At 44.1% G+C, this 15235-nt stretch carries 12 protein-coding genes and 1 pseudogene; 7 read left to right on the top strand and 6 right to left on the bottom strand.

Annotated features, from left to right (window positions below; translation table 11 throughout):
• Positions 1-167 precede the first annotated feature (167 nt).
• The gene (locus AACT52_RS19290; protein WP_233153996.1) at positions 168-2417 is read left to right on the top strand and encodes a tetratricopeptide repeat protein; all 2250 of its coding nucleotides are present in this window, start codon (positions 168-170) and stop codon (positions 2415-2417) included.
• A pseudogene (locus tag AACT52_RS19285) lies at positions 2377-2592 on the top strand (IS4 family transposase); the annotation flags it as partial. The gene AACT52_RS19290 and the pseudogene AACT52_RS19285, both read left to right, overlap by 41 nt.
• 176 nt (positions 2593-2768) lie before the next feature.
• On the opposite strand, the gene AACT52_RS19280 reads toward AACT52_RS19285, so the two are convergent.
• The 5 genes from AACT52_RS19280 to AACT52_RS19260 form a co-directional block, all read right to left on the bottom strand.
• Positions 2769-4631 carry an ABC transporter permease gene (locus AACT52_RS19280; protein ID WP_073632911.1) on the bottom strand — a complete coding sequence of 621 codons (1863 nt, stop codon included), beginning with the start codon at positions 4629-4631 and terminating at the stop codon, positions 2769-2771.
• A 96-nt stretch (positions 4632-4727) separates the two neighbouring features.
• On the bottom strand, positions 4728-5678 hold the full coding sequence (locus AACT52_RS19275; protein ID WP_073632910.1) for an ABC transporter ATP-binding protein: 951 nt from the start codon (positions 5676-5678) through the stop codon (positions 4728-4730).
• An 860-nt stretch (positions 5679-6538) separates the two neighbouring features.
• Positions 6539-7393, bottom strand: a complete 855-nt coding sequence (locus tag AACT52_RS19270; RefSeq protein ID WP_073632909.1) for a mechanosensitive ion channel family protein — start codon at positions 7391-7393, stop codon at positions 6539-6541.
• Between the two features lie 314 nt (positions 7394-7707).
• A complete protein-coding gene (locus AACT52_RS19265; RefSeq protein ID WP_073632908.1) occupies positions 7708-8082 on the bottom strand; it encodes a hypothetical protein in 375 nt (124 codons plus the stop codon).
• 247 nt (positions 8083-8329) lie between these two features.
• The gene (locus AACT52_RS19260) at positions 8330-8800 is read right to left on the bottom strand and encodes a hypothetical protein (RefSeq protein WP_198940955.1); all 471 of its coding nucleotides are present in this window, start codon (positions 8798-8800) and stop codon (positions 8330-8332) included.
• Positions 8801-9044: 244 nt separating this feature from the next.
• On the opposite strand from AACT52_RS19260, the gene leuB reads away from it, so the two are divergent.
• From leuB to accD, 5 genes are all read left to right on the top strand, one after another.
• Positions 9045-10133, top strand: coding sequence for a 3-isopropylmalate dehydrogenase (leuB, locus tag AACT52_RS19255; protein ID WP_073632907.1), 1089 nt, complete (start codon positions 9045-9047; stop codon positions 10131-10133).
• 92 nt (positions 10134-10225) lie between these two features.
• Positions 10226-10486, top strand: coding sequence for a hypothetical protein (locus AACT52_RS19250; RefSeq protein WP_073632906.1), 261 nt, complete (start codon positions 10226-10228; stop codon positions 10484-10486).
• A 74-nt stretch (positions 10487-10560) separates the two neighbouring features.
• Positions 10561-11382 (top strand): prepilin peptidase, encoded by an 822-nt coding sequence (locus AACT52_RS19245; RefSeq protein ID WP_073632905.1) that lies wholly within the window; start codon positions 10561-10563, stop codon positions 11380-11382.
• Positions 11383-11505: 123 nt separating this feature from the next.
• A complete protein-coding gene (locus tag AACT52_RS19240; RefSeq protein WP_073632904.1) occupies positions 11506-11721 on the top strand; it encodes a DUF2007 domain-containing protein in 216 nt (71 codons plus the stop codon).
• Between the two features lie 202 nt (positions 11722-11923).
• Entirely contained in the window at positions 11924-12880 is a 957-nt protein-coding gene (gene accD / locus AACT52_RS19235; protein WP_073632903.1) for an acetyl-CoA carboxylase, carboxyltransferase subunit beta, read from the top strand.
• An 839-nt stretch (positions 12881-13719) separates the two neighbouring features.
• Here accD and AACT52_RS19230 read toward each other — a convergent pair.
• Positions 13720-15171, bottom strand: a complete 1452-nt coding sequence (locus AACT52_RS19230; protein WP_073632901.1) for an MFS transporter — start codon at positions 15169-15171, stop codon at positions 13720-13722.
• Positions 15172-15235: the final 64 nt, after the last annotated feature.

The following is a 15235-nucleotide window of genomic DNA, read 5'->3' as shown; positions in this document are numbered from 1 at the left end:
TTGAATTGGGAAGCCCACACCCTATCTGTACTCAGATGGATGTTGGGTAGTTCACGCCACAAGAAGAGGAGCAATTTTGGCAAACTGAAGGTGAAAGGTATCGCTTCACGCCGCCGGAATATGGATTTTTCGGGCGAGATTTGGAGATTCTGAAAATTGAAAAGTCGTTGCTGCGGCACAATATCTTGCTGTTGCAGGGAATGGGGGGAACGGGGAAAAGCACCCTGCTGAGATATTTACGCCAATGGTGGCAGAGGACGGGTTTTGCAAAAGATGTGTTTTATTTTGGCTATGACGAGAAGGCGTGGAATTTAGAGCAAATCATTTGGGAAATTGGCAACCAAATTTATGATAGGTTTGACAATTTCCATCGGATGCTACCAGAAGCGAAAAAGCAAAAATTACTCAAAACACTCCGCGCTGAATCCTATATTTTGATTCTGGACAATTTAGAATCAGTGACTGGGCAACCCCTGGCGATTCAAAATACCCTACCAGAGGCGGAACGCAACCAAATCAAAGATTTTTTGACGCGGTTGGTAGGGGGAGAAACGCGGGTGGTGCTGGGTTCCCGCAGTCGTGAAGATTGGTTGCAACCAACGACTTTTAAAAGCAATATTTATGAGTTGCAAGGGCTAGACAAAGAAGCGCGTTCTGACTTGGCACAAGCAATTCTCCAACGCCACGTCACAGAAAAGCGTATTCCCAGTATCCGCCAAGACGACAATTTTCAGCAGTTGATGAAACTGTTAGCGGGGTATCCTTTGGCGATGGAAGTGGTGCTGGCGAATTTGAAAAATCAATCACCCAAGGAAATACTTGCGGCGTTGCAGTCTGCTGATGTGAAGTTGGATACGCCCAGTGAGGAGAAGACGAAAAGTATTCTCAAATGTGTGGAATATTCCCACAGCAATCTTTCACCAGAAGCGCAAAAGTTGCTGTTGTGTTTGGCTCCTTTTAGTGCGTTTATTAACTGCCGTCATATTCATAATTATATTAAGGAATTGCAAATACTGGAACCATTCAAAGATTACCAGTTTGAGAAATTTGATGAGGCAATTCAAGAAGCGATTAACTGGGGTTTGCTCTCACCGATGAACCTCACCCCCAGCCCCTCTCCTACAAGGAGAGGGGGGGAGGAAGATTCACCCTTGCTGGCAATTCAACCTGTTTTTCCCTACTTTTTGAAGACAAAGTTAGAGGTTCTTGATAAGCAAACCCGTGAAGCTTTGCAGAAGGGATTTAAAAACCACTATCAAGACTTAGCACGTTCTTACAACAATTTGATGGAATCAAAGGACGCGCAAGAGCGGGAATTGGGGAGAGAGTTCTGCCGATTGGAGTATGAAAATCTCTATAATGCGCTGCAAATTTGTTTGGAGAAGCAAGAGAGTATCAGCATATATTTTTGTTTGAAGAAATACTTTGATTTGATGAACGATAACCAAAGTAACCTGAAGTTGGCAGAAATGGTTTGTCAACGTTTGGAGAAGTACCCACCTGCATTTATCAAAGGGAAATTGGGTTATCAGATACCCTTAGCAATTGCGAGACTAGGTTGGTGTCAACTGTCAGCAAAGCAGTATCAGCAAGCAAGAATCTCCTACGAGAAGACTTTGCAACTGTATGATGCGCTTGAAGGTGAAGCAGAAAGACAAAAACAACTTTGGAAAGCTGTTTCCTACCACGAGTTGGGAAGAGTAGCCCAAGCATTGCGCGAATTTGAAGAGGCAAGGCGCAATTACCAACAAGCTTTGCAAATCTATATCGAATTTGGCGATCGCTACTCTTGTGCCTCCACCTACCACAATTTGGGAGCAGTAGCCCAAGCATTGCGCGAATTTGAAGAGGCAAGGCGCAATTACCAACAAGCTTTGCAAATCTATATCGAATTTGGCGATCGCTACTCTTGTGCTGTCACCTACCACGAGTTGGGAAGAGTAGCCCAAGCATTGCGCGAATTTGAAGAGGTAAGGCGCAATTACCAACAAGCTTTGCAAATCTATATCGAATTTGGCGATCGCTACTCAAGTGCTAGCACCTACCACCACTTGGGAAGGGTAGCCCAAGATTTGCGCGAATTTGAAGAAGCAAGGCGCAATTACCAACAAGCTTTGCAAATCTATATCGAATTTGGCGATCGCTACTCAAGTGCTAGCACCTACCACCACTTGGGAATGGTAGCCCAAGCATTGCGCGAATTTGAAGAGGCAAGGCGCAATTACCAACAAGCTTTGCAAATCAAAATCGAATTTGGCGATCGCTATTCTTGTGCTAGCACCTACCACAATTTGGGAATGGTAGCCCAAGATTTGCGGGAATTTGAAGAAGCAAGGCGTAATTACCAACAAGCTTTGCAAATCAAAATCGAATTTGGTGATCGCTTTGAATCAACCATTAGACCTCATTTCTACTGAAATAGTCTTTCGTTCTTTATACCATTTCTCTCAAGCTGTTCTACGTGGTGATGTCAGTGACGCTGTTCCTTATCTTGTGGAACGTCAAAAGCTGTTTGGATTAGTCAAAACTAGGCGTAAGCGTCATCGAGAGATTGACGCTTACACCCAACAAATTTGGGCTTTATCTTCTTAAGTTGACACCAATGAGCATTGCTGTGCCCCTACAGTACTGCCGTGTGTTCTAGCCAATTGAAAACTGCTGGAATCAACTTTTCCCATATTTTACCAACTTTGGTGGTAAAATGATGTGTCAAAATTAAAAATGGGAAAGTTTATTTGCTTATAGCACAATACGGTTCGTCTAAAAATTTATCGCCCTGCTAACAATGCTTGTGTAGCAGACTCTCCTGCTAATTTCGCTTGGCGTGTCAACTGGAAGGTTAACAATGCTAAGATGCTCAACTGAGCTAGAAGAGCCATAAAAATTGTGGGAGTCGCAGCCTCTGAAATACCCACCCAAGAAAAACTTGTTAACAGCCACAAAATTGGAATTTTATGTGCTTGAATGCCTAGTATTCCTAACACCATCGGTGGTAAAAACATTGCTACTGTTACGGTGCCGATAGCCCAGAAAGCACGCTTAGGAGTTTTCATCAACAGCATAAGCTGAGTGAGAGTGGCGTAAATCATTATCAAACTTATGAACAAAGCTACAGCCAAAAGTGCCTTCATCTTATCAACAAGGTTAACTTCCGCAGGATGATACCAAAGTAAAATCCCCACTAATAAAGGGGTTACAGCGATGACAATATTCATGCCTATTGCCAAAATAGCTGGGCTTTTTTCACCCCAAATTAAATCTTCTAACAAAGAGTTTTTCCGAGAAGAACTATTGCTACTCGTCACATTTTGGTGTCGATACCTTGCCCAATCTTGTACAGTTTGACGGTGCGGTGAGAGAATTGCTATTAACCCCAGAAATACCAACAAATTCAAAGGATATAGCCACGTTAAGTATCTTTGCACATCATATAAAGTAATGCCATTGATATTTTGGTAAACCCCAAAGTAAAATCCAAAGTTGACAAGTTGCAAACAAGCCATCCAGAAATAACTTTGCCCTTTGCTTAAAATAGTAGAGTTGGGGTTACGAAAACAACGCTTGAGTGCTTGCCAAATCCAATAAGTCCACAACCCATAATTCAATAAGTGCAAACTCACAATACCAACAATACTTTTCCCAATTGGCAAGTTAAAAAACTGCAATTGTTTTAGCGGTCCACCATTGTATATATTGAACGATTTTGGGAAGAGATAATTGGTTATATCCAAGGGACTGAATATTCTAAACAAACCAGTGTCAACGATATTTGTGCCTTCAGATGCCAAACCTAGAGTTAGTAACAAAAATAATAGAACAGTACCACTACCTAACCAAGGTTGAAAACCACTGAACCAACGGCAACATAAACCAAACAGCAGTGCAGCACTGTAGAAGAAAATGCAGCAAGCAGCTAGTACAGCCCAAAAGCTCAATATGTAACTTGTGGCAATATTGGCAGCACTTCCAGCCAAGAAATGTAAAGGTGCTGCTGTGAGGATGACTAGATAAATTAAGATGGGAACACCCAGAATTTTGCCAGTCAGAATACTCGTTTCCGACTGGGGAGTGAGGCGAATAAAATTGAGTGTACCGCGCCGTTCTTCCGTCGCTAAGTTATTAATAAGCAAATACGTGCCAGCAACTAACAGTGTGAAAATAAAAAACACACTTAGCGATAGGAATATGTATTCCCAATGTTCCCGCCACCACATTTGCATATCAATTTGGTCTAAAGGACAAAATTGATTGCTTAAGGTTTGGTGGATATTATGTTGTTTGTATTTTACTTCTGTTATTTGTGATTTAACTTGCTCAAGTTTTACCTGGTTGAACTCACTAGAACTGCTATAGCGACGAAATTGTTCTTGCAGCTGTTGATATTGTATTGACAGTTCTCTGTCAAGTTTGATTCTTGCTTGCTCAAAAGTTAAACCTATTTTGCAGTATTGTGCGTACATCGGGTAGCTTTCGCCAGGAAGTTCCCGCAATTGATACAGGAAAACGACCAACTGAACAAGTAGAGATGTCACAATCGCTATCACAGCCGGAAAAACTTTCAGGCGACCCTTAAGTTCTCGTAACAATTGTGGATTCCAATCGCCGAGTTTTTCTATAAAGTTGATTATCATTTGAAAGAAACTCCACAATTAAGTGAATCAATTTGCATCAAAGTTCGTCGTTTAGACGCTTCAAACAGCGCGTCTCTACAAATGACTAATGACTCATCAAGATGCTTGCTTATGACCTAGTTTGAGGAAAATTGTTTCTAGGTCTTCTTGGGTACAGTGAAAATCAGTCAGAGGAACACCAGCTTTAACAAGCGATCGCAACAAATCTGCACAATCTTCCTGTTTTCCAGAAAAATTTACGCGCACACTATTTTTTGTAGACATCACCTCCCACTCTTCCACGAAAGGATTATTTTTGAGTTCGCCTAAAAGTTCGTCTAACTTCCCTAAAGTCGATATGACAATTTGCTGGCGCGCAAGACGCTGGTAGAGTTGTTGTAGAGATGCACTTTCTACCAAGAAACCGAGTTCCATAATTCCCACTGAGGTACACAGTTCTGCCAAATCACTGAGAACGTGCGAGGAAATTAATATTGTCATCCCTGCTTCTTGCAACACTTTGATGATTTCACGAAACTGCATCCTGGCGATTGGATCTAATCCTGAAACTGGTTCATCCAGCAGCAAGACAATGGGTTCGTGGATAATTGTTCGCGCCAAACACAAACGCTGTTTCATTCCTCGCGATAGGGTGGAAATCAAGCTATTGCGTTTATTACCGAGTTGTATGAGTTCTAAAACTTCGTGTAGGCGTTGAGTGCGGCGTGGTTCTCGTAATTTATAAAGTCGGGCAAAATAATCTAGGTAATCCCAGACTGTGAGTTCGTCGTACAGCGGATAGTCATCGGGTAAGTAGCCTAGACGACGCTTGAGGGTGGGGTTGGTTTTGTCGCGTCGTAGGCGATCGCCATTAATATAAATCTCACCCGTAGTTGGTTCCTCAGCAGCAGCCAACATCCGCATGAGAGTCGTTTTCCCTGCACCATTTGGACCAATCAGTCCGTAAACTTCACCCGCTTCTATTTCTAAATCAATATCATTAACGGCAACGTGTCTGTCAAATTGCTTCGTCAGTCCACAGGTGCGAATTGCCAATTCTTTTGTCATAGCTACTGGTGCGGTTTGGAATTATACTGAGTTGCATTCAGTCATCTAGACTGAAATTTTAACGCGCACGACACTGTCAACACCCCTGCCCTACGGTGAGGGGGCTTAAGCGCCTCAAACCGATAGGATTAGTTGACCAGACTAAGTACCTTGAGTACTACGTTAACGGCAAGTGTTCAAGTCCTACCTCGGAATGCGTAGCCAGTTCCAAGCTCTAGAAATCAGGGATTAAACAGGTTTAAAGGGTTAAGCCAGTGTCTTTGATATAGTTACCGACCGTTAACATTGTCGAGGCTAACATTACTCCCGCGAGGGAAGGCTCGAATGAGCAAACCGTTATGCGTACAGGTGAGTCCAGTCCTGAAGGAGGGTTTCCCTCCGCAGGGAACTGGCTCTCCCGTTGGGGTGAAAGATTTGAGATGGTAATTGTCCCGTCGAAAGTACATTACAAAAGTACACCGAGTCAAGTAACCCCAAGGCGGTAATGGATCGTAAAAAATGTAAAGCCGTCCTAGAAGGACGGGGTTTCTACCCACAGTTTTCGATGACATAGAGAACTGTCCACATCTAGCGCGTCTGGTAGCCTACCCTGTTTGTTTTGCTGTGATTGTTCAATAACAGTCAGCGTAGCTTCTGGCTACAGTATTTGTCAGGCTTGTTTCGGAAATTGAAACTAGTTTTAATGAAAACTTGATTTTCCTACTAGGCTTTGCAGATTTTTTACTTTAAATATATATAAATTTATATCTATAAATTTTTGTTTAGAATTAAGCAAAATAATCCCCTTCCATGCCGAACTTGGAAGGGAATGATCTCAAAAACTATTTGAAAACTTAAATTTTGAATTTATTGCCGCAGTATTAATATGCGACAGGTGGCGTTAAGAGAGTACCCTGACTTCCATTATGAGATACTTCACTAATCGCATAGCGGTGTTCGGGAGCAGGATAGCCAGCTTGACCAAAGGTTTCGCTGATGGCTTTGTTAGTGTCGAAATACACCTGCCAGTAGTGTTCATTATTCGTGTATGGACGTACTGCTAGTACGGTTCCCGCCAAGTTAAACTCCAGAATATCTACCTCTGGTGCTGGATTTGTGATAACGTTAGGAATTTCGCTAATTCTGGCTTTCAAAAGGCGAATGGCATCGTTGTGATCCACACGATGGTGGAGTTGGGCAACGAGGTCAACGCGACGGTAAGAATTGGCTGAAAAGTTTTGGATGTTGTCTGCAAATATCTTGTTATTGCCGACAATCGTCAAGATGTTATCGAGCGTATTAATCGAAGTTGTGAACAGTCCAATTTCTGTAACCGTACCTGTGACACCTGCAGCTGTAATGAAATCACCAACTTTAAACGGTCGAAAGATAACTAAAAACGCACCTGCTGCAAAGTTTGCCAGTAGTCCACCCCATGCGGCACCAATAGCTATGCCAGCAGCAGCTAATAATGCTGCAAACGAGGTTGTTTCAATCCCAAAAAAGCCGAGAAGTGCAACAACAAGAACGATTCTTAGCGTGACGCCAATGATATTGAGAAGATAGCTAACGATTGTCGCATCAACATGCTGGCTTCTGAAACCACGTCGTACTAGCCTTAATGCAAAGTCAATCAATTTTTGACCGACGATCCATAAGGCGATCGCACCTAGAAGCTTTAGTCCAAATTCAGTTAACAGTTGGATAGCAACCTGGCTGATCTTATTGAGCTCCATAAACTTTTCTCTGCTTGAGAGGTTATAACAAACATACAAGGAAATAACCCAAAGATTGCGTATAAATACTTTTTTTTTATTTTCCTGATAGCCTGTACTGCAACAAAGCATTTACAAACAGCCTCTCAATTTCTGCAGCAAGTGACAAAAAGCGCCCCAAAAAGCGGAGCGCTTAACACCATTCACACGCGAGCATCAACAAACTTGAATTGCGTCATGCCTCTATCAAGGCTTTCAATTTGTCACTAAAAAAACCTGTTTTAGTTTTTGCCTTGCCTGGATCGGCTAATTAATCCAAATAACAGCCATCCAACCTAATCCGTAGTTTCATCACCAGGGCGATACCCGAATAATTCTACATGAGTCTTATAAACAAACCAGGTTTGCTTGGCTTCACCCTGCTTGGTTGGAATTGGGTCGTTGAATGTGACTTTCCAATAGTCCCTTAGATATTCAGACTCATCAGATCTTTGGTCATTATTTTCATAAAGCTCAACAGACAAAACCGAAAATTCGCTACCTTTCTCTAGAGATTCAGTTTGTTGGTCGTTTGGCAGTTCAGATGCTTGTCGTCTCCAGTCTTGCTTGAAAGTCGTACCGTCATTTATGACCTTTAAAATACTGCTGCTATTAACGATAGCTGGATTAACAGATTTATTTGTTAAATCACCTAGGCTAGGAGTTGTCATGTTCTTGCTTCCTTAATTCTTGGCTTCAAAACCGTAGATACACATCCGCACACACGGCTTAGTTGATTTAACTTTAGACAGCAAATGTCAAGAACTTGGAAACATTGGTTGTGTCGCAAAAATTTGTTGAAGTTTGATATACATTTTGAATTCCAAAAACCGCTCATTGGTAGTGCAGCCATTGACGCTACGGGCAAACCTCTGCCAGCTGCCAGAGTACTTGCCACCAACAGTATCGCTTCCTGCACTACTCGGTTTTACTACGAGCTTGTCGCGCTTGTTCGGCAGACTGCCGCATCTCCTTCAAAATCTCCTCTTGCTCCAGTTGAGCCAGTCGCGCTTGTTCAGCAGCCTGTCGCGCTTGTTCAGCAGCCTGTCGCGCTTGTTCAGCAGCCTGCCTGATTTCTTCTGCAGCGTGTCGCGCTTGTTCACTAGCCTGCCTAATTTCTTCTGCAGCCAGTCGCGCTTGTTCCCTAGCCTGCCTAATTTCTTCTGCAGCGTGTCGCGCTTGTTCAGTACCCTGTCGCTGCTTCTCCTCTGAGTGCCTGTCTTCTTCAGCAGACTGCCGCTGCTCTTCTGAAGTTTGCCGCTGCTCTTCTGAGATTTGCCGTTGCTCCTCCTGCGCCTGTTGCTGTCGAGCCTGAACTTTCCACTCCGCCGCCTCCTCTTGCCTCTCCTGCTCGGGCGAGTCCAGATTATCACGCACGTGTTTACTCATTTCCTTGGCGTTCCTTAATCTTTTATATCAAGTCATTTGAATTACATAATAATAAAATCGCCCCACGCCGCAAAGCGGCGTGGGGCGTAGGGGAATTGTGAGTGATTCACGTACTCCTGTCAATTCATTTAATTTCTTGACAGGAGTACTTCGGGGCTATCTGCCTCCCGCGTTATTTTAGGTATGATATTTAATCTGCAAGATTTTCTGCGCGATTAAACATTTACCCAGCTAAAACGAAACTATGGCACAGCAATACCGCATTACCCTACTCCCTGGCGATGGCATTGGACCCGAAATTATGGCAGTGGCGGTAGACGTGCTGAAAGTCGTAGGGAAGAAGTTTGATATTCAGTTTGAATTCACTGAAGCACTCATCGGTGGTGCAGCTATCGATGCTACAGGCGAACCCCTACCAGCCGCCTCTTTAGATATATGCCGCAATAGCGATGCTGTCTTATTAGCGGCGATTGGCGGTTACAAGTGGGATTCTCTGCCATCTCATTTACGCCCGGAAGCAGGTTTGTTAGGACTGCGTGCGGGGTTGGGTTTATTTGCCAATTTGCGCCCAGCGAAAATATTGCCCCAGTTAATTGATGCTTCTTCCTTGAAACGCGAAGTTGTGGAAGGCGTTGATATTTTGGTGGTGCGCGAACTCACGGGTGGAATTTACTTTGGCAAGCCCAAGGGCATTTTTGAAACAGAAACTGGTGAAAAGCGCGGTGTGAATACGATGGCTTACACCGAATCAGAAATTGAGCGCATTGGACGGGTGGCGTTTGAAGCTGCACGCAAACGCGGAGGGAAACTTTGTTCTGTGGATAAGGCGAATGTGTTGGAAGTTTCTCAGTTGTGGCGCGATCGCATCATCAAACTTGCCCAAGAGTTTCCGGATGTGGAACTCTCTCATATGTATGTAGATAATGCAGCCATGCAGTTATTACGCGCTCCCAAGCAGTTCGATACGATCGTCACGGGTAACTTGTTTGGCGATATTCTCTCGGATGCGGCTGCTATGCTGACTGGCAGTATTGGGATGTTACCCTCGGCGAGTTTGGGTGCTTCTAATCCAGGAGTGTTTGAACCCGTCCACGGTTCCGCCCCAGATATTGCTCTTCAGGATAAGGCAAATCCTTTAGCACAAGTTTTGAGTGCCGCTATGATGCTTCGATATGGTTTGAACGAACCAACTGCAGCAGATGACATTGAACAAGGAGTGTTACAAGTTTTACAAAGAGGCGATCGCACTGGAGATATAATGTCTCCGGGCATGAACCTTCTGGGTTGCCGTGCTATGGGCGAGGCACTTATTCAAGTCCTCGAAGCCGAATAATTGCCTAGGCTCAAACCGACAATTTTGGCAACATTTGCTGAAACTTTTCGGATAAACTATTAACACAAACCTACAACAAGATTCAGTGAGTGGTGTACGCTTTAAAACAAGGACAAGCAAACTATACCAACCCCAAAAATCAGCCACCTTTGATTGATCCTGCCGTCATCAGAGCCGCTGGTCAGATTTATCACATTTACTGTGAGGTACATCCCGAAATGACTGGGCAACCTTCAGGAGTCGCAATTAACCGATTTAACCACCGAGGTAAGGTGATTTTTACCAATCAACCAGTCCTCTTGCCAGAAGAATGTTTCGTGCAGTTGAATCAAATTGAATCGTATATGTATTAAGTCACAAGTCATGAGTCATGAGTCAGTGTTATAACCTTTGAGCAAAGGACAAATGACAAAGGACAATTGACTTAATGGACACCTTGATCATAGTCCAGGCAAGTGTCATAGTTTTCACCCTAGGAGCTTCTATTGGTAGCTTCATAAATGTTGTCGTTTATCGTTTACCAGCTAAGCTATCGATTCTTTTTCCGCCTTCTCGCTGTCCCCATTGCTTAAACCAGCTCAAACCCTACGATAATGTCCCAGTGTTGGGATGGCTATGGTTAAGAGGGCGTTGCCGTTATTGTAAAAATAAAATCTCTATCCGTTACCCTGTGGTAGAAGGGGTAACGGGTATTATTTTTTTACTAATTTTTTGGATATTGAAATTTTCGCTCTCTACAATAGGGTACTGGGCGTTTTGCAGTTGGTTATTAGCGCTATCGCTGATAGATATAGATACAATGACATTACCCAACCCGTTGACTAAGTCGGGTTTGGTCATGGGAATTGTTTTTCAGATGGTTTATGGTTTTTTATTAGAAGCGAGTTGGCTAGGATTGGTAGCTCATTTCAAGATAGCGATTGTAGGAGCAGTGCTGGGGTTATGGCTGTTTGATGCGATTAGAATCATTGGTTCAATTGTGTTAGGCAAAACTGCTATGGGTGCAGGAGACGCCAAATTAGCAGCCATGATGGGAGCATGGCTAGGATGGAAGTATTTGCTTGTTGCTAGTTTTCTTGCTTGTGTGGTGGGAGCGATCGTAGGTGGAGGTAGTATGATACTATCGCCTCAAAAATGGGGACAAAAGATACCTTTTGGTCCTTTTCTTGCTTTAGGAGCAGTTATTGCTTTATTTGGCGGCGAGGCTATTTTGTCTTCTTACCTGCGCTTATTTTTCCCAACCAGTTGACACAGAAGAAGACAACCCAACAAATCACTTCCTCATCCCCCTCATCTGTTCGATTCCCCGCTACACTATAACTGTAAATTTCATCACCCCATCTATCTTTCAGCTTTTGGTAATATCAACATAGTGACTTGGATCACTCTCTTAACAACAAGTACTCGTTGGCAAGCAGAATTAATGCAACAACTGCTTGCCTCTCATGATATACCAACAAAAATTATTGATTTGGGGGTGAAATCGTATTTGGGGGCTGGGACTCCAGCAGCTTTGCAAGTACGTTTACTAGACAAGTGGACTGCATTACTCCTTTTAAGTCCCCCAGAAGACGAGCAAGAGACTTGAATTCGTTTACGTATTTTCGTTAAGCTGGCAACCAAAGATGTATACAGAAGGTCTGATTTGCTTATAAGAGGAATTTGAATAAGTAGTTATGAGTTATGAGTCATTAGTCCTTAGTATGGACAAAGGACTAATGATAAAAGAATAAAGACAACAAAGGGGCTTGACCTCTTTTGGACATACTATCCACTCAAATAAAATACAAATGGCGAACAACGAAGAATCACGCGGTTTAAAATCTCTGTTAGATTGGTTTGCAAATCGACGCAAATCAGGATCTACCATCCTAGAACGTCAAGAACGTGAAATTGCTGATGGGCTGTGGCATAAATGTTCTAACTGTGGTGTATTGACATATACCAAAGACCTGAGAGCGAACCAAATGGTTTGCGTGGAGTGTGGACATCATAATCGAGTTGATAGCGATGAGCGCATCCGTCAATTGATTGATGCAAACAGTTGGAGAGCGATGGATGAGCAATTGCGTCCCACCGATCCACTGCAATTTCGCGATCGCAAAGCCTATAGCGATCGCCTGCGGGAAATGCAGGACAAGCTTGATTTAGTAGACGCCGTTAAAACTGGTTTGGGTCAAATAGACGGTTTACCTATTGCTCTTGGCGTCATGGACTTCCGCTTCATGGGTGGAAGCATGGGTTCTGTTGTGGGAGAAAAACTTACTCGCCTGATTGAGCAAGCTACTCAGCGAAGATATCCTGTGGTTATTGTTTGTACCTCTGGTGGAGCGAGGATGCAAGAAGGAATGCTCTCGCTGATGCAAATGGCGAAAATTTCAGGAGCTTTGCAACGTCATCGGGAAGAGCGGTTACTGTACATCCCCGTTTTGACGAACCCCACCACAGGTGGTGTGACGGCTAGTTTTGCCATGTTGGGCGATATCATCTTGGCAGAACCGAAAGCTACCATTGGTTTTGCTGGTCGGCGAGTGATTGAGCAAACCCTACGGGAAAAACTGCCAGAGGATTTTCAAAGTGCGGAAGATTTGCTAAAGCACGGTTTTGTCGATGATATTGTGCCTCGTACTCAGCTAAAGAAAACTCTAGCACAGTTGATTGCTTTGCACCAGCCACCGGCACCAACGACAACTCATAATATGGTCGTTTGGGAGACAAGAAGTTTGAGTTCTACCGTTGCAGAGTAACGGCAGATGGGGGGGTGGGGAGAAAAGGGAAAAGTTTGTACGGACACAGCAATGGTCATACGTGTCAACAATCATGTTCAAACCTTTATCCCACGTTGGTTAACCCCACACGCCAGTCGCCTAGGTCGGGAAACCCTCCAAAGGGCGCTGGCTCCCCTTAATCCCCTCCCCGCAAGCGGGGAGGGGCGGTTTTGGCGCTCTTACAAACCGGGGTGGGGTTAAATGAAGCGTTCACACCCCATCACCGCTATTTCACTGTTTAGGGCAACTGGTAGGAGTAGACCTCAAAGCATTGGCATTAGATGCATGGGAGATAATGTCCACAGACGCTGACACCAGCGATTGCCCAGAGGGCAGTGGCTTTGCCAATCGCAATCCCTAAGAACCAACCCAAACTATTACTCATCTTGGACATTGCACCCTTCAGCAGTTGGTAGCAGTTGTACCTTTTTTCAGTCAACCACAATTAGTGAACGTCAGGTTTATACATACTTCTTGACTTCAGGAGTGCAAGCTTTATGCAACTGCAGTATTCGCCCCTCCTCGCTTGCGGGGAGGGGTTGGGGGTGGGGTCAAACCAACGTCGAATCAATTGGTTAAACGTGATTGTTGACACGTATAAGCAATGCTGTGCCCCTACCATGCGGTTTGTAGTGTATGCAAATGCAAACCGCTATAGATTCAATCAAGAACCTGTGTACTCTAATCGCTACTAAGCGGGAATTTTACGCAAAGCTTTATTAATCTTTACAAAACTTTTTAAATCTTATAAGTCATTTGACGTACATATGACATCAACTACCAATAAGTCACTGTATGTCTGCCAACCAGGCTAATGTCTAACTCTCAACTACCTTTCTGCGAAATATCGAGAGACTTTGTACCATCTGGGTGAAAGATTGTCTTCCCGGTTCTTGGACAAACATCAGCGGGACAAGCGCTGCAAGTCGGAATACGGCAGAGACTGCGAACAATCCTGCTAAGCCTCCAAAGGAAGGATTTTCTGCGACGAAACCGCCTATGGTGGTACCTAGAGCACCACTCACCCCGCCAACTGCAGCAGTAGTCGCGAAATAGATGGATTTATTTTTAACTGGTGTCACCTCTATGTGCAGATTGTTGTTGCACAAGTCAAGTGCTGCCCAGTTACCTCCAATAAAGATGTGTATCAGCGGCAACCACAGCCACAAATCCCACGAATCAATAAGGTTAGCACCAATCGCCAGCCATAGCACCGGTACGCTTGCAGCCACCATCCCTATAACAAGCAAAATTGGACGATTGCCGATTTTGTCTGCTAACCTGCCCCAAATGATGAGCATCAGCAGATTCGCCCCCGCTTGAAGGCTACCATAGAAAGTTACCCAGCTTACCTCTAAATTGAGCGTGCCCAGCATATACATGTTGAAGAAGGGGAGGCTGAGGTTAGCAGCAAACATCCACGAGCTGAAATACAGCAGAAACTTTAAAAAGTTAGAGTTCTTCCAGATGCTGTCTTCAGCAGTTGCAGCATTATTTGCATCATCAGAAACTGCCTTTTGGGCAGAAGATTTCATGGCAGCAGCGTTTTGCTCCTGTGGGTTCACATCCACTTGGAAGTACTGACACCCCAAGCTTATCATCCCTGAGATGACACCCACAAACAGCACCACGCCATAACCTTGTAGAGTCCCACCGGGCCATTTCGAGACAGCTAGACCCGCTAAAGGTACACAAACCAAATTGGTTAGGCTAGCCAGACTGTTACGTAATCCGAAATACCGCCCCCGCAATCGCCGAGGTACGAGGGTTGCCATCCACGACAGCCATGATGAACTATCGAATGCTGCCGTTAGATTGGTTAACAAGACAATCACCAGCACCAGCATCACCACTTGGTGAGAATTAATCCGTCCTAAGCTTAGGGCTGCAATGCCAATGACTAGAAGTAGCCAGAGTAACCGACTAGTCCCGTTTGTCAACAAGGAATACCGAAAGCGACTGGTTGTGCGTTCTGACAGGTAAGCACCCAAAGGCTGGATGAGATTTACTATCATCGCGATAGAAGACAGCATCCCAAAAACCACGGGACTGGCATCTAACTCTACCAGGAAATTACTGAGCAAAATCCCGCTACAAGTAATATTCATAAACGTTGCGAACACAGCATCCACGGTTGAAGCTTTTAGGCTGGTGCGAATACCATCCTTAGAGAGCCGTGGGCTGAGTTTTGAGGTAGGAGAGGGTGCTGTTTGGGAAACTGTAATCTGGGTTATTTCAGAAGCAGTCATTTCAAGTGAAATAGAATCCATAATTTACATCTACAGGTAGATGAAACATCTCTAACTGTGTGGGTAATCGTTTGTTATTCTAACT

Source organism: Scytonema sp. HK-05, from assembly GCF_963872035.1.
Lineage (GTDB): Bacteria > Cyanobacteriota > Cyanobacteriia > Cyanobacteriales > Nostocaceae > Kalymmatonema.
Note: the sequence above shows the minus strand (reverse complement) of the source record. Positions and strands in the feature narration are given on the sequence as shown.